Annotated in this window: 21 protein-coding genes; 13 read left to right on the forward strand and 8 right to left on the reverse strand. The window is 70.3% G+C overall.

Annotated features, from left to right (window positions below; genetic code table 11):
- The first annotated feature begins 192 nt into the window (after window positions 1–192).
- On the forward strand, window positions 193–1746 hold the full coding sequence (locus tag AB5J56_RS08620; protein WP_369231656.1) for an alpha-L-arabinofuranosidase B: 1554 nt from the start codon (window positions 193–195) through the stop codon (window positions 1744–1746).
- A gap of 9 nt (window positions 1747–1755) precedes the next feature.
- On the opposite strand, the gene AB5J56_RS08625 is transcribed toward AB5J56_RS08620, so the two are convergent.
- Together AB5J56_RS08625 and AB5J56_RS08630 are read right to left on the reverse strand one after the other, a co-directional pair.
- The gene (locus AB5J56_RS08625; RefSeq protein ID WP_369231658.1) at window positions 1756–2286 is read right to left on the reverse strand and encodes an NADPH-dependent FMN reductase; all 531 of its coding nucleotides are present in this window, start codon (window positions 2284–2286) and stop codon (window positions 1756–1758) included.
- 82 nt (window positions 2287–2368) lie between these two features.
- Window positions 2369–3025, reverse strand: a complete 657-nt coding sequence (locus AB5J56_RS08630; RefSeq protein WP_369231660.1) for a hypothetical protein — start codon at window positions 3023–3025, stop codon at window positions 2369–2371.
- A gap of 265 nt (window positions 3026–3290) precedes the next feature.
- Here AB5J56_RS08630 and AB5J56_RS08635 point away from each other — a divergent pair, with 265 nt between their 5' ends.
- From AB5J56_RS08635 to AB5J56_RS08650, 4 genes are read left to right on the forward strand one after another with little or no spacing between them, the layout of a single operon-like run.
- Window positions 3291–3947 carry a helix-turn-helix domain-containing protein gene (locus AB5J56_RS08635; protein ID WP_369231662.1) on the forward strand — a complete coding sequence of 219 codons (657 nt, stop codon included), beginning with the start codon at window positions 3291–3293 and terminating at the stop codon, window positions 3945–3947.
- 32 nt (window positions 3948–3979) lie between these two features.
- Window positions 3980–4510, forward strand: a complete 531-nt coding sequence (locus tag AB5J56_RS08640) for a toxin-antitoxin system, toxin component (protein WP_369242443.1) — start codon at window positions 3980–3982, stop codon at window positions 4508–4510.
- Between the two features lie 11 nt (window positions 4511–4521).
- Window positions 4522–5724 (forward strand): MAB_1171c family putative transporter, encoded by a 1203-nt coding sequence (locus tag AB5J56_RS08645; protein WP_369231664.1) that lies wholly within the window; start codon window positions 4522–4524, stop codon window positions 5722–5724.
- The gene (locus AB5J56_RS08650; RefSeq protein ID WP_369231666.1) at window positions 5708–7159 is read left to right on the forward strand and encodes an NAD(P)/FAD-dependent oxidoreductase; all 1452 of its coding nucleotides are present in this window, start codon (window positions 5708–5710) and stop codon (window positions 7157–7159) included. Before AB5J56_RS08645 ends, AB5J56_RS08650 begins: the two co-directional genes overlap by 17 nt.
- Before the next feature lie 85 nt (window positions 7160–7244).
- On the opposite strand, the gene AB5J56_RS08655 is transcribed toward AB5J56_RS08650, so the two are convergent.
- Window positions 7245–8276: an alpha/beta fold hydrolase gene (locus AB5J56_RS08655; protein WP_369231668.1), complete on the reverse strand. Its 1032-nt coding sequence runs from the start codon at window positions 8274–8276 to the stop codon at window positions 7245–7247.
- Between the two features lie 266 nt (window positions 8277–8542).
- Between AB5J56_RS08655 and AB5J56_RS08660 the strand changes: the two genes are divergently transcribed.
- Window positions 8543–8770: a hypothetical protein gene (locus tag AB5J56_RS08660; protein WP_369231669.1), complete on the forward strand. Its 228-nt coding sequence runs from the start codon at window positions 8543–8545 to the stop codon at window positions 8768–8770.
- Window positions 8771–8777: 7 nt separating this feature from the next.
- On the opposite strand, the gene AB5J56_RS08665 is transcribed toward AB5J56_RS08660, so the two are convergent.
- A complete protein-coding gene (locus AB5J56_RS08665) occupies window positions 8778–9485 on the reverse strand; it encodes a 4'-phosphopantetheinyl transferase (RefSeq protein ID WP_369231671.1) in 708 nt (235 codons plus the stop codon).
- Window positions 9433–10341, reverse strand: a complete 909-nt coding sequence (locus AB5J56_RS08670) for a metallophosphoesterase (protein WP_369231673.1) — start codon at window positions 10339–10341, stop codon at window positions 9433–9435. The genes AB5J56_RS08665 and AB5J56_RS08670 overlap by 53 nt, the downstream gene beginning before the upstream one ends.
- A gap of 318 nt (window positions 10342–10659) precedes the next feature.
- Between AB5J56_RS08670 and AB5J56_RS08675 the strand changes: the two genes are divergently transcribed.
- A complete protein-coding gene (locus tag AB5J56_RS08675; protein ID WP_369231674.1) occupies window positions 10660–11841 on the forward strand; it encodes an ATP-grasp domain-containing protein in 1182 nt (393 codons plus the stop codon).
- Window positions 11842–11977: 136 nt separating this feature from the next.
- Window positions 11978–13666: a carbohydrate binding domain-containing protein gene (locus AB5J56_RS08680; RefSeq protein ID WP_369231676.1), complete on the forward strand. Its 1689-nt coding sequence runs from the start codon at window positions 11978–11980 to the stop codon at window positions 13664–13666.
- Window positions 13667–13764: 98 nt separating this feature from the next.
- Here the strand turns inward: AB5J56_RS08680 and AB5J56_RS08685 are convergent, their stop codons facing one another.
- The 3 genes from AB5J56_RS08685 to AB5J56_RS08695 are packed head-to-tail and all read right to left on the reverse strand — an operon-like array spanning window position 13765 to window position 18958.
- The gene (locus tag AB5J56_RS08685) at window positions 13765–16809 is read right to left on the reverse strand and encodes an alpha-mannosidase (RefSeq protein WP_369231678.1); all 3045 of its coding nucleotides are present in this window, start codon (window positions 16807–16809) and stop codon (window positions 13765–13767) included.
- Window positions 16810–16856: 47 nt separating this feature from the next.
- A complete protein-coding gene (locus tag AB5J56_RS08690) occupies window positions 16857–18194 on the reverse strand; it encodes a 6-phospho-beta-glucosidase (RefSeq protein ID WP_369231680.1) in 1338 nt (445 codons plus the stop codon).
- Window positions 18191–18958 (reverse strand): DeoR/GlpR family DNA-binding transcription regulator, encoded by a 768-nt coding sequence (locus AB5J56_RS08695; RefSeq protein WP_369242445.1) that lies wholly within the window; start codon window positions 18956–18958, stop codon window positions 18191–18193. The genes AB5J56_RS08690 and AB5J56_RS08695 overlap by 4 nt, the downstream gene beginning before the upstream one ends.
- A gap of 188 nt (window positions 18959–19146) precedes the next feature.
- Between AB5J56_RS08695 and AB5J56_RS08700 the strand changes: the two genes are divergently transcribed.
- From AB5J56_RS08700 to AB5J56_RS08720, 5 genes are read left to right on the forward strand one after another with little or no spacing between them, the layout of a single operon-like run.
- Window positions 19147–20154: a carbohydrate kinase family protein gene (locus AB5J56_RS08700; protein WP_369231682.1), complete on the forward strand. Its 1008-nt coding sequence runs from the start codon at window positions 19147–19149 to the stop codon at window positions 20152–20154.
- Between the two features lie 43 nt (window positions 20155–20197).
- Window positions 20198–21484: an extracellular solute-binding protein gene (locus AB5J56_RS08705; protein WP_369231684.1), complete on the forward strand. Its 1287-nt coding sequence runs from the start codon at window positions 20198–20200 to the stop codon at window positions 21482–21484.
- A complete protein-coding gene (locus AB5J56_RS08710) occupies window positions 21484–22446 on the forward strand; it encodes a carbohydrate ABC transporter permease (RefSeq protein ID WP_369231686.1) in 963 nt (320 codons plus the stop codon). Before AB5J56_RS08705 ends, AB5J56_RS08710 begins: the two co-directional genes overlap by 1 nt.
- A gap of 14 nt (window positions 22447–22460) precedes the next feature.
- Window positions 22461–23297: a carbohydrate ABC transporter permease gene (locus tag AB5J56_RS08715; protein WP_369231688.1), complete on the forward strand. Its 837-nt coding sequence runs from the start codon at window positions 22461–22463 to the stop codon at window positions 23295–23297.
- A complete protein-coding gene (locus tag AB5J56_RS08720) occupies window positions 23297–26251 on the forward strand; it encodes a glycoside hydrolase family 2 TIM barrel-domain containing protein (RefSeq protein ID WP_369231690.1) in 2955 nt (984 codons plus the stop codon). Before AB5J56_RS08715 ends, AB5J56_RS08720 begins: the two co-directional genes overlap by 1 nt.
- Window positions 26252–26274 lie beyond the last annotated feature (23 nt).

Below are 26274 nucleotides of genomic sequence, written 5' to 3' on the forward strand. Positions count from 1 at the left end.
GTCACACACCACAGATCTCGCCAAGGGTGCGACCACCTCTTCGTTCCGGGCGGCAACCTCCGCCTCCGCGGCGGCGACCTGAAGCTGCACAACTCAGGCTCCACCCCTCTCCAGCTCCACCCCCGAGCTCCCCTCCAGCTCCACCCCTCAGGGCGTCGTCAGGCAACGCCCAGGAACGGAAGAGGTTCCCCCATGAGTCGCTCCCCCTTGCCACGTCTGAGAAGGGCACTCCTGTCAGCGAGTGCGATCCTCGCCCTGATCCTCGGCGTCCTCGTCGCCAACCCCGGTGTGTCACAGGCCGCTTCCTCCCTTCCCTGTGACCTCTACGCCGCCGCCGGCACCCCGTGTGTGGCCGCGCACAGCACCACCCGGGCACTGTTCGCCTCCTACAGCGGCGCCCTCTACCAGGTGAAGCGCGCCTCGGACGGCGCCACCACCGACGTCGGCCTGCTGACGGCCGGCGGCTATGCCAACGCCGCCACGCAGGACACCTTCTGCTCGGGCACGACGTGCGTCATCACGGTCATCTACGACCAGTCGTCGCGCCACAACAACCTGACGATCGAGGGCGCCGGTACCGCAGGCGGCGCCGACTCCGGCGTACCCGCGGACGCGCTGCCGGTGACGGCCGGCGGGCACGCGGTCTACGGGGCGTCGTTCTCCGGCGTGATGGGCTACCGGAAGACGGCGGGCAGCGGAGTGGCCGTCAACGGCCAGGCCGAAGGCATGTACATGGTGACGTCGGGCACGCATGTGAACAACCGCTGCTGCTTCGACTACGGCAACGCCGAGGTGACCGTCGCCGACACCGGTAACGGGCACATGGACGCGATCAACTTCGGTACGGAGTGCTGGTTCTCGCCCTGCTACGGATCGGGACCCTGGGTGCAGGCGGACCTGGAGAACGGCCTGTTCCAGTCCAGCGCCGGCGGCAGCCAGAACACCTCGAACACCGGCAACAGCGCGCCGTTCGTCACGGCGCTGCTGAAGAACAACGGGCAGAACTACTTCGCGCTCAAGAACGGCAACGCCCAGTCGGGCGGCCTCACCACGCAGTACGCCGGAGCGGAGCCGACGACAAGCGGCTACTCACCGATGCACCAGGAGGGTTCCATCGTCCTCGGAACGGGTGGTGACAACAGCAACGGGTCCATCGGCTCGTTCTTCGAGGGCGTCATGACCAGCGGTCTGCCGACGGACGCGGCGGACAACGCGGTGCAGTCCAACATCACCTCGGTCGGCTACGGCGGCCCGAGCCCGGTCGCGGGCGGCTCGCTGACCCCCGGCTCGACGATCTCGCTGCGCGCGCTGACCGCGGCCTCCAACACCCGCTACATCCGCCACCAGAACAACAACGCCGTCACCTCGGTGGTCACATCGAGCAGCTCGGCACTCGACAAGGCCGACTCCTCGTGGATCGTACGCCGCGGCCTCGCCAGCGCCTCGTGCGTGTCCTTCGAGTCACGGAACTACCCCGGCGACTTCCTGCGCCACTACAACTACCAACTGCTGCGCCAGCCGATGGACGGCACATCGGTCTTCCGGCAGGACGCCACGTTCTGCCCGAGCACCGGCAAGAACGGGACCGGGACCTCGTTCGCGTCGTACAACTATCCGACGCGGTTCATCCGCCACTACAACAACACGGTGTACATCGCGAGCAATGGTGGTTCGAACGCCTGGGACAGCGCGACCTCCTGGGCGGACGACGTCAGTTGGTCGGTCGGCCAGCCCTGGACGCCGTAGACCTCGACCTCACCCGGCCAGCACGCCGAGCAGCTCGCGCAGCTGCTCGCAGGCCTCCGGGTCGGTGATGACTCCGTCCGCGCCGACCGTCCGCCGGTCGACCGTGATCCTCCGGCACGCCTTCTCCACGATCGCGGCGCCGGTGTAGCCGAGCACGGTTCGCAAGGTGGCCTCCGCGCCCGCACCACGGCCGGGGGCCGCCGCGTTCACCCAGGCGACGGGCTTGTCGCAGATCTCGGTGCCGCCGACCGTCCAGTCAAGGAGGTTCTTGAAGGACCCAGGCAGGGTGCCCGCGTACTCCGGGGTGCAGATGAGGACCGCACTCGCCCCGGCGATCGCCGCGCGCAGCTCGGCCACCGCGGGCGGCAGCGGCTCGGTGTCGTCGTCGGGGTTGAAGTGCGGGAGCGCCGCGAGTCCCACGTAGCGCACGGTACGCACGGAAGCGGGGGCCACTTCCACCGCCGTACGCAGCACGGACTCGTTGGAGGAGCCGGAGCGCAGGCTTCCGGACAGCAGCAGGATCACGGGGTGCGCGGACATCCGTCCAACCTACCCACCCGGACCGGGCCCTTGGTGGCCGTGTCCGGCGTCCCGGTGCCGCCGGAACGCCGGGCGGACGGGCTCAGACCACCCTGAGGTGCGTGCCTCCGTGGCGCACCGCGCGGGCCCTGCGCGGTGCGACGGCGGCCCGCCGCGCCTCGCGCAGCACCAGCGTCATCCGCGAATAGCCCATGTCCCGAAGGGCCTTGGGGGTCTCGTCCACGATCCGGCAGTCCGTACGGCCCCACCGCGGGTCAGGGTGCAGCAGCGGGCGTACGGCGCCGTCGTGCTCGACGGCGTCGGGGCCGACCGCGCGGATCCAGTGCGGCAGTCCGTGGCGGTAGGCGGCGTCCATGATCGGGTCCTGGGCGATGTCCCGGAGGATCGACTGCAGCCCGTGGTCCTGGCCGTGCCGCTCCATCGCGGCCGCGAAGTGGGCCAGCATCGGCAGGCACCAGCTCGACTCGTGATCGCCGAGCACCGCGCCCGCGTCGGGATGGAACAGGACGAACCGGAGGAAGTTGTCGCTCGGCATGGCCGTGGGATGCGGGCCGACCCCGCGGAAAAGTGTCTCGAATGCGGGGTTGGAGAGCACCACGTCCCAGCGGTGGTCGAAGACGACGGAGGGAAAGGGGACGGACTCAAGGAGCGCCGCGTAGTCCTGCAGATACGCCTGGGCCTCGATACTTGCGGGGGCGGGTCGCGGCTCGGACCGCTGCCCACCTGCCTGATACGCCATCGGGAGGTCACCCCTCTTGCCTCTGCGGCCTTCACGCGGCGCCTTGATCCTGCTGCCCCGAGCCGAGGCGTGTCAACTATCGTGGCATTTGGCGGTGGTTGACGGCTAAATCTGGCCACAGATGTGGCGAGACCTGGATGCGAGTTCGAACGAGCGGTTAGTCTCCGATCAGTTCACGGTGCACTCCGCGCTGCCCGGGGTGTTCCTTCCCATGGTTCCGGGTCATCATGAGAACGACCTGAGAAGAGATGTAGGAGATCTGTCGGTGACGGATGGCTTCGAGGTTCCGGGCGCCACGGCGACGGGTCTGCTGCCGACCGTCGTGGCCCGTGTCACCGCACTCGCCGACCGGCTGGGTGTGCAGCACGCGGTGGTCTTCGACGTCCAGCGGCTCTCCGCCGCCTCCGGCGTGCCGGAACCGGTGGTGAAGGCGCTGCTCGGCGGCCGCCCCGCCGGAGAGCCCGATCTCCAGGCCCGCTTCCTGCAACGCCTCGATCTGCTGCGCCGCACCCGGCTCAAGCCCAACGGACGCAAGTACACCCAGCAGGAGATCGCCGACGGCGCGGGAATGTCACGCCAGCAGGCGGGCGCCCTCATCAACGGCGACCGGCGCCCCACCATGGAGCACTGCGACGCCATCCAGCGCTTCTTCAGAGTGCACGCGGGCTTCCTCACGGCCGAGGACTCCGAGGCGCTCGTGGACGCCCTGCGCCGCTCCGAGCAGGAGCTCCTCCAGCAGCTCGCCGACCGCGAGCGCGCCGCGGCCGTGGCCGCGGACGACCCGCTGGAGCGGCTTCTCCAGGATCACGGCGTGCGCGGCATCGCGTGGCGGGCCGCCCAACTGCCCACCGACCAGCACCGCGACAAGGTCGCCGAGTGGCTGGACATGCTCTTGGAAAGCGTCAAGCGGCCCGAGTCGTGATCCGGGGGAGAACTGTGGGCATCGGAAGGGAAATGCGCCGCCTGTGCGGCGAGTTGGTCGCGGAGCTGGAGCTCCCCGCACCCGCGGAGCCGGGCGACCTGTACGGCGCCCTGTGCGACGCCATGAGCAGACGCCGCGGCCGTCCCGTCCAGTACCGTACGGCGGTCTTCCCACCCGGCACGGCCAGCGGGCTGTGGCTCGACATGGCCGACCAGGACCTCGTCGTCATCGAGGAACGCACCGCCCCCGACCACCAGTTGGTGATCCTCGGCCACGAGCTGTGGCACATGAAGGCCGGGCACTGCAGCCACCACGTCGAGGGCGCGGCCGTCGCGGCCCGCCTGCTCAGCGACGACGCCGACCTTCAGGCGACGGTCCTCAAGGTGGCCGCCCGCACCCGGTTCGACCTCACCGACGAGAAGGACGCCGAGAGCTTCGGCCTGCTGCTCGCCAGCAAGTGCCGTACGTGGCTTGCCGGTTCCTCACTGCGCGGTCCCGTACGACGCGACGACCTCGCCGGCCGCATCGAGGCGTCACTGGGCTATCGCGGGCCGCAGGGCTAGCCGACGACGCCATGGACGGGTCCAGTTACTACATACCGGCAGTCGCGATGGGGATCGCGCTCGCCTTCAAGGCGCCCGCGCTCATCCGCTCCTGGCGAGACCCACTGATGCGGTCCGTATGCGTACTGCTCGCACTGGCAGGGCTGGTGTTCGCATTCGCCGCCCCGCCGACGATCGCTGCGGTCAACCACGTCACCGGCATCCCGAACGTCTCGGCGCCGCTCGTCTACTGTCTGCTGAGCGCGTTCAGCGCCTCCTGTCTGGTACTGATCGTCAACTGGCGCGGCGGGCCGCCAGACGTGACGCGGCGCATCTCGCGCCGCTGGATCACCGGATACGGTGCGGTGAGCGTCGCCCTGGTCCTGCTGTTTGTACTCGGCGACGCCCCGGTCGAGCATCTGCGGGACCTCGACACCTACTACGCCAACACACCCTTCATCCGCGAGATGATCATTCTGTATCTCGTGTCGCTCACCGTGGCGGGTGTCGCGATGAACGTCATGTGCTGGCGCTGGGCACTCCAGGTGCACGGCTGGCTGCGGACCGGACTTCTGATCATCGCGTTCGGCTTTATGTTCAACATCCCCTATTCGGCCACCAAGTTCATCGCCGTGGTCGCCCGCTGGAACGGCGGGGATCTGGACTATCTGAGCACCTATGTGGCGCCCGTGCTGGCCTCAGTCGGGGCCCAGGTCAGCGCAGTCGGCTTCTGTCTTCCGCTGGCCTGCCAGCGCATCGGAGACAGTTGGAGTACCTGGTCGACGTACCGTCGGCTCGGGCCACTGTGGCGCGAGTTGAGGTCCGTGTCGGCGCACCGAATCCGAACGGTGCAGATCGCCTGGTGGTCACCCGCCGAACTGCAGGTGACCCAACGGGAGTCGGACATCCACGACGGCATGCTCAACCTGTACCCCTACTTCGACCCCAGGGTGCGCTCACGCGCCCACGAGGCGGCCCTGGCGGCGGGCTCCGACCCCGCCCAGGCGCAGGCCGAGGCCGACGCCGCGATGGTGACGGCGGCGGTACGGGCCAAGGAGTCCGACCCGGAGGGCAGGGTCATCAACTCGGCGGAGCCCACCGCCGACCCGTCCACTACGGGCCCGCGCGACCTCGTGCGGATGTCCATCGCCCTGCGTCAGTCACCCGTCGTCGCGGCCGCCCGAGAGCAGGCTCCGACCAGGTCAGAGAGCGACTTCCATGAGCAGCCCCACTAGCGCCTCCAGAGGTGCGGCTTCCCGTCGGGCCGTCGTCATCGGTGGAGGGATGGCCGGCATGTTGGCCGCCGCCGCCCTGCAGGCGTACACCGACGTCACCGTCGTCGAGCGTGACACCTTGCCCGAGGGGCCCGAGCCGCGCAAGTGCCTCCCGCAGGCCCGCCACGCCCACCTCCTCTGGTCCGGCGGCGCCGCCGCGATGGAAGACCTGCTGCCTGGGGTGACCGCCGCCTGGCTTGCTGCCGGCGCCCGGCGGATCGCGCTCCCGACAGGTCTTGTATCCCTGTCGGCGCGGGGCTGGATCCGGCGCTGGCCCGAGATGCAGTTCATGATCTCGTGCAGCCGTGACCTGCTTGACTCGGCCATCCGTCAACAGGTCTCCAAGCAAGGGCAGATGGACGTCCTCGAAAACACGGAGCTCCTCGGCCTGGAAGGCGATGCCTCGCGGGTGACGGCCGTGCGTGTGCGAACGCCTGAGGGCACGGAGCGCGTTCTGCCGGCCGATCTCGTGGTGGACGCCTCTGGACGCGGTTCCCGGGCCTCCACCTGGTTCGACGCACTGGGCGTCCCACAGGCACCGATGGAGGAGGTCGACTCCGGACTCGCGTACGCCAGCCGGGTCTTCCGCGCGCTGCCGGGCACAGAGGACTTCCCAGTGGTCAACGTGCAGTCGGACCCGTCGGAACCGGTGCCGGGCCAGAGCGCGACCATCGTGCCCATAGAGGGCGGGCGCTGGCTGGTCACCCTGTCAGGCACGCGAGGCGGCCAGCCGTCGGACTCCGTCGACGAGTTCGAGGCGTTCGCACGCGGGGTCAGACATCCCGTGGTGGGGGAGCTGATCGCCCGTGCGGAACCGCTGTCAGACGTCGTCATCACCCGCAGCACAGTCAACCGGCGGCGCTTCTTCGAGAAGGTGAAGGACTGGCCCGAGGGCTTCGTCGCGATCGGCGACTCGGTCGCCACGTACAACCCCGTCTACGGCCACGGTCTCTCGGTCGCCGCGCAGGGAGCGGTGGCGCTGCGTGAACACGTGGCGGAGTACGGGCCCGCGGCGCCCGGGCTGGCGCGGCGGGTGCAGCGGGCGGTGGCGCGGCCCGTGGCGACCGCCTGGGAGTTCGCCACCAGCACGGACATCCTCTACCCGGGTGCCATCGGCAAGCAGCCGGGCCTCATGAACAAGCTCCTGGGCCGCTACGTCAACCGCCTGATGCTCACCGCGACCGGCCGCCCGCTCGTCGCCAAGGCGTTCTTCGACGTGGTCACCCTGTCGAAGCCGGTCGCCACCTTGATCAAACCCGCCATCCTGCTCGCGGTCCTGCGCGGCCCCCGCCGCCCCCGACTCACCGAACCACCCCTGACCGACGAGGAACTCAAGACGGTCCTCGACGCCCCGGAGATCTCGGGCACGGAGGCACGAGGGTGTCCTTCTCCCTAGCGGACGTGTGCCGGGCGGCGGTCGGGTGGCCGCCGCCGGGCCGTTGTGGCGGGCGCCGCCCGTCGCAGCGCGGCCCCGTCCCCGCTCACGTGGCGCTGCGTTCGCTCGCCTCCCGCAGGTCCCGTTCCACCGCGCGGTTCTGCGCGGTGTCGGGCCGGCCCGCGGAGGTGCCGGGGCGGCCTTCGCAGAGGAGGTCCCGCCAGTGTTCGCGGCTCCAGTCGGCGGGGGAGGTGGTGCGGGTGAACTCCTCGACCAGGGCGAGGAAGCGCGCGGGGTCGCTGTGGAAGGGGAAGTGGCCGGCGCCCTCGAAGATCTCCAGGCGGCTGCCCGGCATCGCCTCGTGCGCCCCGTAGGCGTGCCGGACCGGCACCACGCTGTCCCGGTCGCCCCAGAGCAGCATCGTGGGCATGCCCTCGGTGAGATAACAGCGGTCGAGCATGGTGACCGCCTGGCCGCGCCAGTCGACCACGGCGCGCAGGGTGCGGATGAAGGCGCTGCGCGAGGTCGTGTCGGGCAGGGCGTCCACCAGGTTCAGGAGTTCCGGCGCGTCCAGACCGAGATCGGTGTCGAGCATCCTCATCAGCCGTAAGAACAGGCCGACCTGGATCCGCATGCCCGGCAGTTGGAGGGTGGAGAGCATGAGATGCGCGCCCGGCAGCGACACGGCCCGCAGCACCGGGTTCACCTCTCCTCCCACACCCCCCGCACTGACCAGGATCAGCCGCTCGGTGCGCTCGGGGAACTGGTAGGCGAACTGCATCGCGACGCCGCCGCCGAGCGAGTGCCCGACCAGCGTGGCGGACTCGATGCCGAGCGTGGTGAGCAGATCGCGCACCCCGTTCGCGTACGCGGCCACCGAATAGTCGGCGCGCGGCTTGTCGGAGGCGCCGTGGCCGAGCAGATCGGGGGCGATCACGGTGTGGGTGCGCGCGAGGTCGGGGATCAGATCCGCCCAGGTCGCCGAGGAGTCCCCGATGCCGTGGATGAGGACCAGGGCGGGCCCCTCCCCCGCCATGCGGTAGGCCCTGCGGTATCCGTGCACGACGCGGTAGCGCAAACTCAGCTCCCCGTCGCCCACCGAGCGCAGCCGCGGACGCCGATGCGATGCGTCGACCATGGCCCCACCTCCCGATTCCCGGGCCGCCCGCGGGCGGCCACCAACTCCCTTGTCCAGCCTAGGGCCCCTGTCCCACAAGGGATTTCCGTGATGTTTCGCCTCCGCTAAGCGGGCGAACCTGCACGGCCCGGAACGGGATTGTCAGTGCCGGCAGGCAAGCTGGATATGCGTCACCGCTGTGCGGGGGCGCATCCGTCATGGGTACCGCGGACACCTCGCGAATCGCATGAAGCGCAGCATGAAGCCGACCAGGGGAGAGCCGTCCGATGCCGACCGCCGTACTGACCGACCACGAGCGCGCCGCCGTGCAGGCCTACCTGCGCCTCCTGGGGACCGTCCGCGCCGCCTTCGACGGCCCACCGGACGGCCGCCGACCACCCATGGTGCCGCCCGGTGCCCTGGCCGAGGCGGAGCAGGCCCTCGCGGCGGCCGGTCTCGCGGGCAACGAGGAAGCGTTCTTCCGCCTGCTCCACACCTGGTGCCCGACGCCCTGAGGCACCATCAGGCATGGGGCACGGTCACGACCGTCGCCAGCAGGCTCCCCTGTACGGCCCAGCGGCCATCGAAGGAGCCGACCCGCGCTCCGCCCACCAGCGGTCCGGGGACGAGGAGTTCGGCGCGGAAGTGGCCGGAGCGGACCTCGTCCCCGGCGCCGGGACGGGCTCCGGAAGCGCGGTCGGTGAAGATCTCGATGTCCGCCTCGGAGAAGTCCAGCCACTGTCCGGTGAGGGGGAACCACGCCTTGTAGACGGACTCCTTGGCGCTGAACAGCACGCGTTCCCAGTGCACGGAGGGGTGTTCGGCGGCCAGGCCGGCCAGCCGCTCGACCTCCGTGGCGAGGACGACGGCGCCGAGGCCCTCCTCCGGGAGCCTCTCGTGCTGTTCGGCGTCGATGCCGATCGACGCCAGGTCACCGGCGCGGGCCAGCGCCGCGGCGCCGTAGCCCTGGCAGTGCGTCATGCTGCCGATCAGTCCGGCGGGCCAGCGCGGCGCTCCGAACGCGCCGCGCAGGATGGGCCCCGGGGCTACGCCGAGCTTCTCCATGGCGGCCCGGGCGCAGACGCGCACGGTGGTGAACTCGCGGCGCCGCTTCTCCACGGCCCGTGCGACGAGCGCCTCCTCCTCGGGATACAGCGTCGCGCCCTCGGGCCAGGTGTCACCGAAGGCCTCCACGGTCACGACCGACTCCGGAAGCAGTTCCGCCATCATCGGCTTTGACCTCCATCGGCAGTATGCGGCGCAGCACCCCCGGGGGCCCCGGGCGGACCCGCCATTCACGGGGGTAGCCCACCGAGACCTCTTCGAAGCGGACGCCCTCGTGGCGGGTGGTCCGCGGGATGTGAAGGTGACCGTAGACCATGACCTCGGCACGGAAGCGCCGGTGCCAGTCCGCGGTCAGCCGGGTGCCGCACCACATCGCGAACTCGGGGTAGCGCAGGATGTCCGTCGGGTGCCGGTCCAGCGGGTAGTGGCCGACCAGGACCGTGGGCAGGTCGTCCGGCAGCTCGGCGAGCCGGCGTTCGGTCTCGGCGACGCGGGCCCGGCACCAGGCGTCCAGGCTCGGGTAGGGGTCGGGGTGCAGCAGGGTCTCGTCGGTGCAGACGATCCCGGTCGAGCGGGCGTAGGCCAGCCCCTCGTCCTTGGTCGCGCAGCCCGGGGGCAGGAACGAGTAGTCGTAGAGCAGGAAGAGCGGTGCGACGACGGCGGGTCCGCCCGGTCCGTCCCAGCGGGGGTAGGGGTCCTCGGGGGTGGTCACGCCCAACTCCCGGCAGACGCCCACGAGATGCTCGTAGCGCTCGACGCCGCGCAGCTGCACCTCGTCGCGCGGGTGGGTCCACAGCTCGTGGTTCCCGGGCGCCCAGATCACCTTGCGGAAGCGCTCGGCGAGCCTGCCGAGGGCCCAGCGGATGTCGGCGACGGTCTCCGCGACGTCACCGGCCACCAGAAGCCAGTCGTCGTCGGACTCGGGGCGCATCTTCTCGACGAGAGCGCGGTTCTCGGCGTATCCGATGTGCAGGTCGCTGATCGCCAGCAGGTTCCCCGGGCCGCCGGCCGTCGACTGCACTCTCGCCACCTCCGCGAACCCGACTGGGAACAACAAGAACACAAGAACACATGGCCCCGGGGAGGGACAAGAGCGATCTCGGGCACATGAACACGAGATCCGTATGTCCCTCGCACACGAGGTCCGCGCGTCCCTTGAACAGAGGGACGCAGATTCCGTAACACGCGCGTAGCCGTGCGGGGGTCGCGGAGGGCCTATGATCGCCCCTACACACCCGCCACGGACGCTTGCCGCGTACGGCGGTCATGTGTACCTCCCTCTCCCCTGGCCGGGCACGGCCTGCTTCGCCGTGCCCGCGAACCGTGAAAGGTGGCTTGCATGGGCTCTCGCGTACGCGTCTGGCTCAACCGCACGTACGCGGAGAACGTGTTCTTCATGGATCAGCTGCGGAGAAATCCGCACGATCGCGCGGTCGAGATCCATGCCACGCACGGTGACGCCGACTCCCCCGTCCTGGCCGCCGCGGACACCGCCGACCTGGAGCCCGAGGGCCTGTCCCCGGCCGCCTACGTCGAGTTCGCGCTCGACCAGTGCGCGCGCCGCGGCATCGACGTGTTCGTGCCCCGGCTGCACCAGGCGGCGATCGCTGCGCACCGCGTCGAGTTCGAGGCGGTCGGTACGGCGCTGCTCGCGCCGCCGGCCGAGGCGATCGACGCCTTCGAGGACAAGGTGACGGCCTACGAGGCGGTGCAGAAGGTCGGCATCCCGGTGCCGCCGTGGTGGCGGGTGACGACCGAGGACGAACTGCTGGCCGCGGTCGAGGAGTTGGAGGCCGGCGAGTACAAGGCGTGCTTCAAGCCGGCGTCGGGTGCGGGCGGGGTGGGCTTCCGCATCATCACGCGCGCCCCCTTCTCGCTGTCCCACCTCAACGGATTCCCGAGCCCGTACGTGCCGTTGGATCTGGCCGCGCAGGCGGTGCGGGACGCCGAGGAGCCCGTCGACTGGCTGGTGATGCCGCGCCTGGAGCAGCCGGAGGTGTCGGTGGACTGCCTGACCGGGCCCGACGACCGGATCCGGATGGCGATCGCCCGCACCAAGAACGGCCGCCGGCGCGGCTTCTCGCTCCACGAGCAGTGGATCAAGCCGGCGCGGCAGCTCGCGGAGACGTTCGGGCTGCACTATCTGTCCAACATCCAGTTCCGGATGCTGGGCGACGAGCCGGTGCTCATGGACGTCAACACCCGTCCGGCCGGCGGGCTGCACCAGCTGTCCCTCTGTGGCGTCAACGCCCCTTGGGCCGCTGTGCAGTTGGCGCTCGGCGAGGACCCGGGCGAGGTGGTTCCGCCGTTCCTGGGCACGGACTACACGGTGGTCTCGGGCCTGCGTCCGCTCCGGGCCGTGTCGCTTCCCCGGCAGCGCGCGGAGGAGACCGCCGACACGCTGCAGGACGCGTCCGCCGTGCCGCTGCCCGCGCTGCCGGCGCAGGCCACCGCGCCGGTCGGCCTCCCGACCGCGAACTCCGTCGGCGCGTCCACCGCGGAGGCGGGCGCTCCGGCCTGACCCGGCCCACCCTCACCACTTCACACCGGTCTGGACCAATCGACGCACAGCATCTTGACAGCGCGATTGGTCCATACCAACTTGGTTGCGCACTCTTCGGCACTCCCGAACACCCCCATTTCTCCAGGGAGATCGCGTGCGCATCACACATCTCAGACGTTCCAGACGTCGCTTCCTCGCTCTGCTCGGCACCGCCGCCCTGGCATTCACCGGGGCGGTGGCCCTGCCCGGTACGGCCCAGGCGGCCAACATCCTGTCCAATCCCGGCTTCGAGTCGGGCAGTCTCTCCCCCTGGACCTGTACGGGCAACCTGGGCTCCGTTGTCTCCAGCCCGGCGCACTCCGGCTCCAAGGCCCTTGCGGGGGCGGTGAGTTCGAGTGACAACGCGCAGTGCAGCCAGACCGTGTCGGTCCAGCCGAACACCACCTACAGCCTGTCGGGCTGGGTGCGCGGCAGCTACGTCTACCTGGGCGTGGACGGCGGTGCCTCGACGTGGACCACGTCACCGTCGGCGTACAGCCAGCTCCAGGTGTCCTTCACCACCGGTGCCTCGCAGACCAGCGCCAAGATCTATGTGCACGGCTGGTACGCGCAGGGCACCTACTACGCCGACGACATCAGCCTGGACGGTCCGGGCGGTGGCGGTGGCTCGGACACCCAGGCGCCGACCACGCCGACGAACCTCACCTCCACCGGCAAGACCTCCTCCAGCGTGTCCCTGTCGTGGGGCGCGTCGAGCGACAACGTCGGCGTCACGGCGTACGACATCTACAGCGGCTCCAACCAGGTGCTCAGCGTCTCCGGCACGAGCGCCACGGTCAGCGGGCTGTCGGCGAGCACGGCCTACACGTTCACCGTGAAGGCGCGGGACGCAGCCGGGAACACCTCGCCGGCCTCCAACTCCGTGAGCGTCACGACGAGCGCGGGCGGTGGCGGCGGCACCGGCTTCAAGCAGGCGGCGCCGTACCTCTACGAGGGCTGGGGCGACCCCCCGAACCCGACCACGGTGATGAGCGCGACCGGCATCAAGTGGTTCACGATGGCGTTCGTGCTGGACTCCGGCGGCTGCACCCCCGCCTGGGACGGCAGCAGGCCGCTGACCGGCGGCGTCGACCAGACCGCCATCAACCAGATCCGTTCCGCGGGCGGTGACATCGTCCCGTCCTTCGGCGGCTGGCAGGGCAGCAAGCTCGGCGCCAACTGCTCGTCGGCGAGCGCGCTGGCAGGTGCGCTGCAGAAGGTGATCGACGCCTACGGTCTCAAGGCGATCGACATGGACATCGAGAACTCGGACGAGTTCGAGAACGAGGCCGTCCAGGCCAAGATCCTCACCGCCCTGAAGACCGTCAAGGCCAACAACCCCGGCCTGAAGACGATCGTCACCTTCGGCACCTCGACGACCGGCCCGACCTACTACGGCAACCGTCTCATCGAGCAGGCGCAGTCCCTCAACGCGGGCATCGACGTCTTCACGATCATGCCGTTCGACTTCGGCGGCGGCTCCGACATGTACGGCAACACGGTGAACGCCGCCGAGGGCCTGAAGACCAAGCTCAAGTCGACCTTCGGCTGGGACGACGCCACCGCGTACTCCCACATCGGCATCTCCGGCATGAACGGCCTGTCCGACCAGCAGGAGAACACCACTCCGGCGATCTGGACCCAGATCCGCGACTGGTCCAACTCGCACCACATCGCGCGGCTCGCGTTCTGGTCGGTCAACCGTGACCGGCCCTGCCCGGGCGGCGGCGTGGTGAGCAACTGCTCCGGCATCAGCCAGAGCAACTGGCAGTTCACGTCCACCACAGCCGGGTTCACGGGCTGACCCTCTCCCGTCCCGGCCACCCCACCGCCGGGTCGGGCACACAGTGACGGCGGACCGCTCCACGCGGTCCGCCGTCACCTGCCTTCCCGCTGAGAGCCCTACTTGCCCACGGCCAGCCGCAGCGTCTGCACCTCGAACGGCCTCAGCGACACGGCCACCGTGTCCCCATCGGCGTCCACCGGCGCCAGGGGGCGCTCCAGCAGATCGGTGATGTGTGCGTCGGCAAGCGGGAAGCCGGTGCGCAGCACACCACTGGCGCGGCCGCCGCGGCACTCGTACAACCGCACCACCACGTCGCCGGAGCCGTCGTCGGCGAGCTTGACGGCCTCCACGGTGACCCCGTCGCCGTCCACGGAGACGACCGGCCGAGCGGCGCCCGCCGCGTCCGCGACCCGCAGGGGCAGGTTGAGGGCGTAGCCCTCGGCGACCGCGTCCTCGATGGTCGCGCCCGGCAGCAGGGCGTAGGTGAAGCGGTGCCTGCCCTGGTCGGCCTCGGGGTCGGGGACGCGCGGGGCGCGGACCAGGCTGAGGCCGACGGTGGTCGTCGTACCGCCGTCCTCGCGGACCGTGCGGGTGACATCGTGGCCGTACGTCGAGTCGTTGATGACCGCGACGCCGTAGCCCGGTTCGCCGATGTGCACCCAGCGGTGGCTGTAGACCTCGAAGCGGGCGGCCTCCCAGCTGGTGTTGGTGTGGGTGGGGCGCTGGACGTGGCCGAACTGGATCTCGGCGGAGGAGTGGGGCGCCCGGATGTCGACCGGGAAGTACGCCTTGACGATCTTCTCGGCCTCGTGCCAGTCGATGTCGGTCTCGATGTCGATGCGGGGGCTGCCGGCGCGGACGGTGATCGTCTGCGTGATGCGGGATCCCTTGCCGAAGGCCCGCTCCACCTTCAGGGCACCGAGCAGCGGACCGTCCTCGACCACCGTGACCGACTCGGGGTCCAGCAGGTCCGTGTAGCGGTTCCTGTAGTGCTTGTCGATGTCCCAGGCGTCCCAGTAGTTGGGCAGGTCCGTGTGGAGGCGGAGCAGGTTGCCCTTGTCGGCGAGGACTTCGCGGCCTGCGACGAGGTCCCGGACGGAAGCCAGGGTGCCGTCCTCGGCCACCTCGACGCGGACCAGCCCGTTGTCGAGGACGCGACCGGAGACCGTCACGGGCCGGGAGGGCTGGGCGCCTTCGAGAGCCGCGCTGCCGTTCGCCGGGACCTCCACGTACGCGGGGTCACCGGCCGCCGTGCGGACCACCTCGGCCCGGTCGAACGGGCTCGTGTTGAAGACCCGCGCCCCGCCGCCGCCGAGCGCGCCGACCGCCTCGGCCGTCAGCACCTCCAACTCCTCGGCCACGCGCGCGTATTCGGCCTCCGCCTCGCGGTGCACCCAGGCGATGGACGACCCCGGCAGGATGTCGTGGAACTGGTGGAGCAGGACCGTCTTCCAGAGGCGGTCGAGCTTCTCGTACGGGTAGGCGTAGCCCGGCGCGTGCAGTGCGGCCGTCGTCGCCCACAACTCGGCCTCGCGCAGCTTGTGTTCGCTGCGCCGGTTGCCCTGCTTGGTGCGGGCCTGGGAGGTGTAGGTGGCGCGGTGCAGCTCCAGGTAGAGCTCGCCGACCCAGACCGGGGCGTCCGGGTACTCCTCGCGGGCGGCGGCGAAGAACGTGTCGGGGTGCTCGACGACGACCTTGGGCGAGCCCTCCAGGTCGGCGAGCCTGCGCGCCCGTTCCATGATCTCGCGGGTGGGGCCGCCACCGCCGTCGCCCCAGCCGAACGGCGCCAGCGAGCGCGTACCGCGGCCCTTGTCGGCGTAGTTGCGGACGGTGCGGGACATCTCCTCGCCGCTGAAGCGGGCGTTGTAGGTGTCGATCGGCGGGAAGTGCGTGAAGATGCGGGTGCCGTCGATGCCCTCCCACCAGAAGGTGTGGTGCGGCAGCTTGTTGGTCTGGTTCCAGGACAGCTTCTGGGTCAGGAACCACTCGTTGCCGGCGAGCTTGGCGAGCTGCGGGTAGGCCGCGTTGTAGCCGAAGGAGTCCGGCAGCCAGACGCCCTTGGTCTCGATGCCGAAGTGGTCCATGAAGAACCGCTTGCCGTGCACCAGTTGGCGGGCGAGCGCCTCGCCGCCGGGCAGGTTGCCGTCGGCCTCCACCCACATGCCGCCGACCGGCGCCCACTGGCCCTTCTTCACGGACTCCTGGATGCGGGCCCACACCTTCGGGTAGTTGTCGCGCACCCACTCGTACTGCTGTGCCTGCGAGCAGGCGAAGATGAAGTCGTCGTACTCGTCGGCGAGCGAGGTGACGTTGGAGAAGGTGCGGGACGTCTTGCGCTTGGTCTCGCGGATCGGCCACAGCCAGGCGGAGTCGATGTGCGCGTGGCCGACGCCGGAGAGCACATGAGCGCTCGCGTGCGCGGGCTTCGACAGCGCCGGCTTCAGCACCGCCCGCACGTCCGCGGCCGATCCGGAGATGTCGTCCAGGTCGAGGACGTCCAGGGCGCGGTCCAGGGTGTGCATGATCTCGTGGCGGCGCGGCTCGTGCTCGCCGAGCTCCAGCATCAGCTCGCGCAGCACCTGGATGTCGAGGTCGAGGTGGAAGACCTCCTCGTCGAGGACGGCGATGTCGGCACGCCTGAAGGTGTAGAGGGGCTTGTCGCCGGCGGTGAGGACGTCGCCGAGCGGGGTGGGGCCCGCGAAGTCATTGGCGAGGATGTCGGGGTTGGAGGCCGCCTCGACCAGGTAGTCGATCGTCTCGCCGCCCGTCGCCGGGTTGGCGATCGCCACGTACTGGTTGAGCGGGTTGACCGCCTTCAGCGGCGTCCCGTCCGTGCGGTGGACCAGCGCCTCGGCCTGGTTGCCGGGCCAGTCGCCCACGAAGCCGAGGTCGATGACTGCCTCGACGCGCCTGCCGGCCCACTCGGCGGGCACCTGGCCACGCATCCGGAACCAGGTCGTGCCCCAGGGCGGGCCCCAGGGGGTGTCCATGGCGAAGGGCTCGTACGCGGCGGCCGCGGCCTCCTCGAAGGGAACCGGCTCCCCCGGCGCCTGCCAGGCCTCGACCGTGAAGGGGACGGATGCCGCGTGGATCGCGGGCTTGATGCGCTGGTTGTGGATGCGCTCGGCGCGCTCCTCGATCCGGCGGCGTTCGTCGTGCATGGCGGTTCTCCAGAAGAAAGAGAGGGAAAGCGCTTTCCGGCGAGGGGTTACCCAAGATACGCGAGGCCGGGATGGACCTCGGTGTAGCCCTCGACCAGCCGACGGGCCACGTTCACGGAGTCGACGAGCGGGTGCAGCGCGAAGGCCTTCACGGCGGTCGCACGGGAGCCGGACTCCGCCGCGGCCAGCACCTCGCGCTCGACCGCCTTCACCGCGCAGACCAGCCCGGTCGCGTGGTCGGGCAGCGGGGCGACGGCGACCGGGTGCGCGCCGTTGGCGTCGACCAGGCACGGCACCTCGATGACGGCGTCCGCGTCCAGGACGGACAGCGTGCCCTGGTTGCGCACGTTGAGGATCAGCGTGGTGCGCTCGTCGCGGGCGATGGCCCGCATCAGGGCGAGCGCCACCTTCTCGTAGCCGCCGGAAAGATCGTCGGCCTCCCGCTCGCCGGCGCCCGCGCTTTCGCGGTTCTCGGACATGTAGGTCGCCTCGCGCTCGGCGCGGGTGCGGTCCCAGGCGGTCAGGGCGGAGGCCTCGGGCCGCTTCATCTCCTCGTAGAAACCGGCCTGCTGGTCGCGCAGGAAGGCGCCTCGGGTCTTCTCGGCCTGGCTGTAGGCGCGGACGGTCTCACGGTTGAAGTAGTAGTAGTGCAGGTACTCGTTCGGGACGGCGCCGAGGGACTGGAGCCAGTCGGGGCCGAAGAGCTTGCCCTCCTCGAAGGAGCCGAGCAGCTCGGTGTCGGCGAGCAGGCGCGGGAGCTCGTCCCGGCCGGCGACGCGCAGGCCGCGCACCCAGCCGAGGTGGTTGAGGCCGACGTAGTCGATGAAGGCCTCGCGCGGGTTCGCGCCCAGCACCCGGGCGATACGACGGCCGAGGCCGACCGGCGAGTCGCAGATGCCGATGACGCGGCCCGCGAGGTGGCGGGACATGGCCTCGGTGACCAGCCCGGCCGGGTTGGTGAAGTTGATGACCCACGCGTCGGGGGCGAGCCGGGCCACCCGCCGGGCGATGTCGACGGCGACGGGCACGGTGCGCAGGCCGTACGCGATGCCGCCCGCGCCGACCGTCTCCTGGCCGAGGACGCCCTGCGCGAGCGCGACCCGCTCGTCGTTCGCGCGGCCCTCCAGGCCGCCGACGCGGATCGCGGAGAACACGAAGTCGGCCCCGCGCAGCGCCTCGTCGAGGTCGGTGGTGGCGGTCACCTCGGGCGCGTCGGGCACCTGCGCAGCCTGCTCGGCCAGCACCCGGGTCACGGCCGACAGCCGCTCCGCGTCCAGGTCGTGCAGCACGACATGGGTGACGCGGCCCTCGGCGCGGTCCCCGAGGAGCGCCCCGTACACGAGCGGCACACGGAATCCGCCGCCGCCCAGAATCGTCAGCTTCACGCTGCTCCTGCCTCTCCTGCCACGACCACGTCGACGCCCGCCTCCTCCAGGGAGGCCCGCGTCGCCGCGTTCACCGGCGCGTTCGTCACCACCACGTCCAGGTCCTCGGGCCCGCAGACCTTCGCCATCCCGGTGCCCGGGAACTTGGCGGCGTCTGCGAGCAGGACCACCCGGTCGCTCGCCTTGATCATGGCCCGCTTGACCGGCACCTCGACGACCGTCGTGTCCATCACCTGACCGCCGGGCCGTACTCCACTGGTACCCAGGAAGAGCCAGTCGGCGTGCAGCTGGCGGAGGTTGTCCTCGGTGAGGAAGCCGACCAGGGAGCGGTACTCGCGGCGGACCATGCCGCCGAGCAGCACCAGGTCGATGCCCTCGTCGTCCGCGAGTTCCTCGTAGACCACCAGGTTGCTGGTGATCACGGTGATGCGCCGGCCGTGCAACTGCCGGGCCAGGCGGTAGGCGGTGGTGCCGATGTCGAGCAGCACCGACTGGCCGTCCTCGATCATCGCCGCGGCGTGCGCGGCTATGACGTCCTTCTCGGACACCCGTACCTCGGCGACCTCGGCGAAGGGCTGGTCGCCCTCGTCGGCGACGGCGCCGCCGTGCACCCGGGTGAGCAGCCCGTCCTCCTCGAGTTTGACCAGGTCACGTCTGACCGTGGCGGGGCTCACGCCCAGTCGCTCGGAGAGATCGGTCACGGCCGCGGGGCCCCCGGAGCGCAGGGCCCGCAGGATGAGTTGATGTCGTCGTTCTGCCAGCACGGCGTGAACACTACTCGTCATCTTCAATCATTTCTATGCTCAATTCTGCTCAGGTATTGACCAATCTCGCGGAGCGGCGCACGATTCCGGTCACCGAAATGAAGAGTTTTGACGAGCTCTCCAGAACGGAACGGACTCTCCCGAACGGGACGAGCTCCCTGCGACGACCGGAACGAGAGGACGCACCCGTGGACCACGACCGGCCCGACGTGCTGCTGACCGGGCTGCTCTTCTACGACCTCGTCCTCACGGGCCTGGGGAAGCCCCCGACGCCCGGCGAGGAGATCTGGACCGAGGGCATGGGCAGCAGCCCCGGCGGCATCGCCAACCTGGCGGTGGCCGCGGCCCGCTTCGGCCTCAGGACCTCCCTCGCCACGGTCTTCGGCGACGACTACTACGGCGCGTACTGCCGTGGCGTCCTCGCCGACCAGGAATCGGTCGATCTCTCGCTCTCCCGCACCGCGGACGGCTGGCACACCCCCGTCACCGTCTCCCTCGCCTACAACCACGACCGGGCCCTCGTCACCCACGGCCAGGAGCCCCCGTACTCGCAGGACGCGCTGATGGGCGACCCGCCCGAGGCCCGCACCGCCCTCGTACACCTGGAGGCGGAGCCGCGCGGCTGGCTCGGCAAGGCCGCCGCGAACGGCACACAGATCTACGCCGACGTCGGCTGGGACCCCACCCAGCAGTGGTCCCGCGACCTCCTCGACCAGCTCTCCCTGTGCCATGCCTTCCTCCCCAACGAGGCCGAGGCGATGGCCTACACCCGCACCGACAGCGCGCTCGCCGCGCTCGGCACGCTCACCGAACTCGTGCCGGTCGCCGTGATCACCCGCGGCGGTGACGGGGCCGTCGCGGTGGACCAGACGACGGGCGAGTACGCCGACGTGCCCGCCCTCGACGTCGAGGTCCTGGACGCGACGGGCGCCGGCGACGTCTTCGGCGCGAGCTTCGTCGCCGCCTCGCTCGGCGGCTGGCCGCTTCAGGAGCGGCTGCGCTTCGCGGTCCTCGCCGCGAGCCTCTCCGTGCAACGCCACAGCGGCGCGCTCGCCGCGCCCGGCTGGTACGGCGTCGACCGGTGGTGGCGCGCCCTCGACGACCCCGAGCTGCGCCGCGCGTACGGCTTCCTCGCCGACCGCATCCCGGCGAACCCGGGCCCGCCCACCCACGGTGCCCCCGTCACTCCCCAATGATCCGCACCCCTCAGACACAAAGATCCGAAAGGCGGTGGGAGCTGTGCGGCTCTCACGAAGAGGCCTGCTGCGCGCGGGCCTGGCCGGTACGGCCGCCACGGCGCTCGGCGGCCTGGCGTCCGGCTGCGCCGTTCCGACCGGCTCGACCGGCCGGAACATGGTCCTGTGGTACTGGAGCGGCGGCCTGAGCGACACGGTCGTCAAGCAGGCCAGGAGCCGCTACGGCAGCACGGTCGACCTCCAGGCCATCCAGATCGGCGGCTACTACCGGTCCAAGCTGATCACCACCATGGCCGGCCGCGCCCACCTTCCCGACATCGCGGGCCTCAAGGGCGAGGACATGGCGTCCTACCTGCCCAACGCGGACCAGTTCGTGGACCTGCGGACACTCGGCGCGGAGAAGTACAAGAGCCAGTACCTGTCGTGGAAATGGGACCAGGGCATCGCGGACGACGGCACGATGGTCGGCTTCCCCATCGACTGCGGCCCGGTCGCGCACTACTACCAGCCCGCCGTCTTCGAGAAGGCCGGCCTGCCGTCCGAACCCGCCGACGTCTCGCGGGAGATCGACACCTGGGAGAAGTTCTTCGCCGCCGGTGTGCAGTTGAAGAAGCGGATTCCCGGCACCTACCTGCTGACCGACATCACCAGCGTCTTCACCATGTCGGTCAACCAGGGCACCAAGCAGTACGTCGACAAGGACCGGCACTTCATCGGCGACCAGGAGCACATCAAGGCCGCCTGGGCCCTGGCCGTGGAGGCCAAGCGGCGCGCGATCGTGTCGAGCATCGTCAGCGGTACGCCGGACGCGCTGTCGGCCCAGGAGAACGGCAAGCTGCCCAGCAACCTCAACGCCTCCTGGTCCACCAGCGACCTCAAGCTCGGCGTCCCGAAGACCAAGGGCAGGTGGCGCGTGGCGAACTGTCCCGGCGGCCCCTCCAACATCGGCGGCTCCTTCCTGGCGATCACCAAGGCGTGCCGGGAGCCCGAGAAGGCCTTCGAGATCATCACCTGGCTGCTGAACCCCGCCAACCAGGCCCAGGGCTTCGTGGACGCGGGACTCTTCCCGTCCACCCCGGCGTCGTACGGCATGAAGAAGCTCCAGGAGCCCGACCCGTTCTTCGGCGGCCAGAACACGATGGACGTCTTCGGGCCCGCCGCGCAGAAGATCCCGGTCGCCTACAACAGCCCGTACGACATCGCCCTCGGGCAGCCCGTCAAGGACGAGATCAAGAACGTCGGCGTCCTCGGCAAGGATCCCGACCAGGCCTGGAAAGACGCCATGAGCAAATGCCGTCGTATCGCCCAGCACCTGGGGGTGAGCTTCTGATGGCCACCGCCCCCGCGCTGGAGAAGCCCCCGCTGACCGTCGCCGAACCCCCGGCGGCGCGGCCCCGCAAGGGCATCCTGAAGTACTGGCGGCTGTACGCCGCGATCTCCCCCTTCTACCTGCTCTTCCTCGCCTTCGGGCTGATCCCGGTCGGCTTCTCGCTCTACCTGTCCTTCCACCGCTGGGACGGGCTCGGCTCGATGGAGTGGGCGGGCCTCGCGCAGTACAAGTACCTGCTGGCCGACAGCGACTTCTGGAACGCGATCGGCAACACGATCATCATCTGGGCGCTGGCCACCTTCCCCATGATCTTCCTGGCGATGGTCACGGCCGTGATGCTCAACTCGGCGGTCCGCTTCAAGAACCTCTACCGCTTCGCGTTCTTCCTGCCGAACGTGACCTCCGTCGTCGCCGTCGCGATCATCTTCGGCTCGGTGTTCTCCACCAACTTCGGCCTGGTCAACGCCCTGTTGCACGCGGTCGGAGTCGACCAGGTGGCGTGGCTGAACACCCCCTGGGGCATCAAGGTCGCCATCGCCACCCTGATGACCTGGCAGTGGACCGGCTACAACGCGATCATCTTCCTCGCCGGGCTCCAGACGATCCCGACCGAGCTGTACGAGGCAGCGCGCATGGACGGCGCCGGTCCCGTGCAGACCTTCTTCCGGGTCACGCTGCCGCTGATGCGGCCGGTGCTGCTGTTCGTGCTCGTCGTCTCCACCGTCACCGGCCTGCAGAGCTTCTCCGAACCGCAGGTGCTGCTGCAGACCACCGCCAACGACTCCACCTTCTCGGGCGGTCCCGGCCACGCCGGGCAGACGATGGTCCTCTACTTCTTCCAGCAGACCTTCGACAACAACGACTTCGGCTACGGCGCCGCCGTGGCGTGGGGCATCTTCCTCGTCGTCGTCCTCTTCTCCATCATCAACTGGCGCCTGGTGCAGCGCCGGGACGAAGACTAGGAAGGCCGGTCACCATGGCATCCATCAAGGGCTCCCTGCGCAGGAGCATCGGACTGCACGCGACGCTGATCCTCGGCGTCCTCCTCTCGGCCTTCCCGTTCTACTGGGCCGTGATCATGTCGACGCACTCGTCGTCGGAGATCTTCTCCTACCCGCCGAAACTGCTGCCGGGCTCGCACTTCCTGGAGAACGTCCGCCATCTCTTCGACGCCATCGACTTCTTCGGGTCGATGTGGAACTCGCTGCTGGTCGCGGTGACGGTGACCTTCCTGGTCCTGTTCTTCGACTCACTGGCCGCCTTCGTCTTCGCCAAGTTCGAGTTCCCGGGCCGCAAGGTGCTGTTCGCGCTGATGATGGCGATCTTCATGGTGCCGGCGCAGCTCCAGGCCATCCCGCAGTTCGTGATCATGGCGAAGATCGGCTGGATCGGTTCGATGACCGCGCTGATCGTTCCGGCCGCGGCCAACGCGTTCGGCATCTTCTGGATGCGCCAGTACATGAAGAACGCGATCCACGACGAACTGCTCGACGCCTCGAAGCTGGACGGCGCCGGATTCCTGCGCCAGTACTGGCACGTGGCGCTGCCGGTCGTCCGGCCGGGCCTCGCCTTCCTCGGCATCTTCACGTTCATGGGCCAGTGGAACGACTACGCCTGGCCGCTGATCGCCCTCACCAACCCGGACAACGTGACCCTTCAGGTCGCCCTGTCCCAGCTCAACGGCACCCATGGCACCACCGACTACGGAATGGTCATGACGGGCGCGCTGCTCGCCCTGGTCCCGCTGCTGATCGTCTTCGCGATCGGCGCCAAGCAGATCATCGCGGATCTCGGCAAGGGGGCCATCCGCTGATGTCCGGCACTCCCCTGACCGGTGGTACCCCGGCCGCCGATCCGCTGCTCGCGCTGCGCCCCTGGGAGGCGCCCGAGGTGACCTCCTGGGGGCGGCTGCCGATGCACGCCGTCGACCGGCGCGGGCGGGCGCTGTCCCTCGACGGCGACTGGCGCTTCCAGCTCCTGGCGAGCCCCTTCGCGGAGCCGGGCCCCGAGTGGTCCTCGGCGCAGGTGCCCGGCGCCTGGACCATGCAGGACACCGACGACCTGCCCCAGTACACCAACTTCCGCATGCCGTGGGGCGAGTTCCCGCCCCACTCCCCCGCCGCGAACCCGACGGGCGTGTACGAGCGGGAGGTGGACGTCCCCGCCGAGTGGGCCGGACGCCGGATCGTGCTCCAGGTCGGGGCCGCCGAGAGCGTGCTCCTCGTCCATGTGGACGGACGCCCGGTCGGCATCTCCAAGGACTCGCACCTCGCGGCCGAGTTCGACCTCTCCGCCGTCGTACGCCCCGGGCAGTGCGCCACCCTGCGGCTCACCGTCGTCAAGTGGTCGGACGCCTCGCACATCGAGGACCAGGACCAGTGGTGGCACGGCGGGATCACCCGCTCGGTGCTGCTGTACGCGACCGATCCGCTGTACCTCGCGGACGTGGCGGTGCGGGCGCGCCACGACGGTGAGCTGCGGGTCGACTGCCAGGTGCGGCACGCGGCGGGCGCGCTGCCTTCCGGGTGGTACGTCACCGGCGCCCTGGAGAGCCAACTCCTCGCCCAGGACACGGAGTTCGACCGTCTCAACACCGAGGACGGCCGGGTCTCCGACTTCCTCGGCGAGGCCCGGCTCACCGCGGTCGTCCCCGACGTCCGCCCCTGGACGGCTGAGACGCCCGAGCTGTACGACCTGACCCTGCGCCTGCACCGCGCCGACGGCTCCGTCTGCGACACCTCGCACCATCTGGTCGGCTTCCGCGACGTCGCGATCCGCGGCCGGGACCTGCTGGTCAACGGCGAGCGGGTCTACATCCGGGGCGTCAACCGGCACGACTTCCATCCGCTGACGGGCAGGACGGTGTCGTACGACGACATGCGCGCGGACCTGGCGCTGCTCAAGCGCTTCGGGTTCAACGCCATCCGCACCGCCCACTACCCGAACGACCCGGCGCTCTACGACCTCGCCGACGAGCTGGGCTTCTACGTCGTGGACGAGGCGGACATCGAGGCGCACGACCACGCCCACGAGATCGCCGACGATCCGCGCTATCTCGGCGCCTTCGTGGACCGGGTCTCGCGGATGGTCCTGCGGGACCGCAACCACCCCTCGGTGATCATCTGGTCGCTGGGCAACGAGTCCGACTACGGCGCCAACCACGACGCGGCCGCGGGCTGGCTGCGCCGCCACGACCCGACCCGGCCGCTCCAGTACGAGGGCGCGGCCAAGCTCGACTGGGCCGACCCCTCGGTCGCCTCCGACATCGCCTGCCCGATGTACGCGCCCATCGAGGACTGCGTCGCCCACGCCCGCTCCGGCAGGCAGACCAAGCCGATCGTCCAGTGCGAGTACTCGCACGCCATGGGCAACAGCAACGGCACGCTCGCCGACACCTGGGCGGCCATCGAGTCGACCCCGGGGCTTCAGGGCGGTTTCATCTGGGAGTTCTGGGACCACGGCATTCTCCAGCGTGTGAACGACGGAAGACCGGCCGGGCGCGGTGGCGCCGGGCTGTATGACAACGGTGTCGCGGCCCCCGGCCATCGCTGGGCGTACGGCGGCGACTTCGGCGAGACACTCCACGACGGCGCCTTCATCGCCGACGGAGTGGTCTTCCCCGACCGCACGCCAAAGCCGGTGCTGTACGAGCACCGGGAGATCGCGGCGCCGCTGCGGCTGTCGTACGACAACGGGCTTCTCGTCCTCCGCAACCACCAGCACTTCCGGGGGCTGGAGTGGCTGGCCGCCGAGTGGGAGCTGTCGCTCGCGGACGGCGGCACCCTGACTGCCCCGGCCGACCTGCCCGAGGTGGCGCCCGGCGCCTCGGCCGTGGTGCCGCTGCCGTTCGCGCTCCCCGACGACGGGGGCGAGGCCTGGCTGACGCTGCGGGTGAGGACGGCGCGGGACGAGGCATGGGCGGCCTGCGGCACCGAAGTGTGTGTACCGCAGGTGCGGTTGCGGGCGGCCGGTCCGGGAGCCCCGGCCGCCCCGCCGGTCGACCGCACTGTCCCGGTCGACGAGGACGGCCTGCTCGTCCATCCCCTGCTCACGGCCCCGCCCGTGCTGTCCCTGTGGCGGGCGCCCACCGACAACGACGAGCTCGGCGGCATGGCCTCGCGCTGGCGGAAGTGGGGTCTCGACACGCTCGTCCGCAAGGTCGTCTCGGTGCGCCATGACGGCGGCCGGGTGACCGTGGACGCCGAGTACGCCGGTCTGCTCGGCGTCGTCCACCACCGGCAGGTGTTCACGCCGGTCGACGGCGGTCTCCATGTCGAGGAGTCGGCCGAGCTGCCGGACGTGTTCGACGACGTGGCGCGGGTCGGCTCGGTGTTCGAGACGGTCGCGGGCCTCGATCTGCTGGAGTGGTACGGGCAGGGCCCTTGGGAGTCCTATCCGGACCGCTGTGCCGGGGCACCGGTCGGCCATCACTCCCTCCCCGTGGACGAGTTGTTCACCCCCTATCTGCGCCCGCAGGAGAGCGGCGGCCGGCATGGCGTACGGCGGTTCACGCTGTCGGCGCCGGACGCCACCGGTCTCGCGGTCGAGCCGGCCGGACCGCTCCAGGTCTCCGTCACCCACCACCGCGCCGAGGACCTGACGGCCGCCTCGCACCACGACGAGCTGGTGCCGCGCTCCGGGTGCGTGGTGCACCTCGACGCGGCCCACCGGGGGCTGGGCACGGCGTCGTGCGGCCCCGACACCTCCCCCTCGTACCGCATCCCCCCGGGCGTCCACCGCTGGAGCTGGACCCTGCGCGTTCTCTGATCTCCCCGCGAACCCCCCGCGCC

The sequence above is a fragment of the Streptomyces sp. R21 genome (assembly GCF_041051975.1).
Lineage (GTDB): Bacteria > Actinomycetota > Actinomycetes > Streptomycetales > Streptomycetaceae > Streptomyces.

Bases quoted from the DNA above. Each gene is read 5' to 3' on its own strand.
- AB5J56_RS08715 (WP_369231688.1), top strand. From the start codon at position 22,461: ATGGCATCCATCAAGGGCTCCCTGCGCAGGAGCATCGGACTGCACGCG.
- AB5J56_RS08675 (WP_369231674.1), top strand. From the start codon at position 10,660: ATGGGCTCTCGCGTACGCGTCTGGCTCAACCGCACGTACGCGGAGAAC.
- AB5J56_RS08620 (WP_369231656.1), top strand. From the start codon at position 193: ATGAGTCGCTCCCCCTTGCCACGTCTGAGAAGGGCACTCCTGTCAGCG.
- AB5J56_RS08655 (WP_369231668.1), bottom strand. From the start codon at position 8,276: ATGGTCGACGCATCGCATCGGCGTCCGCGGCTGCGCTCGGTGGGCGAC.
- AB5J56_RS08685 (WP_369231678.1), bottom strand. From the start codon at position 16,809: ATGCACGACGAACGCCGCCGGATCGAGGAGCGCGCCGAGCGCATCCAC.
- AB5J56_RS08640 (WP_369242443.1), top strand. From the start codon at position 3,980: ATGCGCCGCCTGTGCGGCGAGTTGGTCGCGGAGCTGGAGCTCCCCGCA.
- AB5J56_RS08625 (WP_369231658.1), bottom strand. From the start codon at position 2,286: ATGTCCGCGCACCCCGTGATCCTGCTGCTGTCCGGAAGCCTGCGCTCC.
- AB5J56_RS08660 (WP_369231669.1), top strand. From the start codon at position 8,543: ATGCCGACCGCCGTACTGACCGACCACGAGCGCGCCGCCGTGCAGGCC.
- AB5J56_RS08710 (WP_369231686.1), top strand. From the start codon at position 21,484: ATGGCCACCGCCCCCGCGCTGGAGAAGCCCCCGCTGACCGTCGCCGAA.
- AB5J56_RS08630 (WP_369231660.1), bottom strand. From the start codon at position 3,025: ATGGCGTATCAGGCAGGTGGGCAGCGGTCCGAGCCGCGACCCGCCCCC.
- AB5J56_RS08665 (WP_369231671.1), bottom strand. From the start codon at position 9,485: ATGATGGCGGAACTGCTTCCGGAGTCGGTCGTGACCGTGGAGGCCTTC.
- AB5J56_RS08650 (WP_369231666.1), top strand. From the start codon at position 5,708: ATGAGCAGCCCCACTAGCGCCTCCAGAGGTGCGGCTTCCCGTCGGGCC.
- AB5J56_RS08645 (WP_369231664.1), top strand. From the start codon at position 4,522: ATGGACGGGTCCAGTTACTACATACCGGCAGTCGCGATGGGGATCGCG.
- AB5J56_RS08720 (WP_369231690.1), top strand. From the start codon at position 23,297: ATGTCCGGCACTCCCCTGACCGGTGGTACCCCGGCCGCCGATCCGCTG.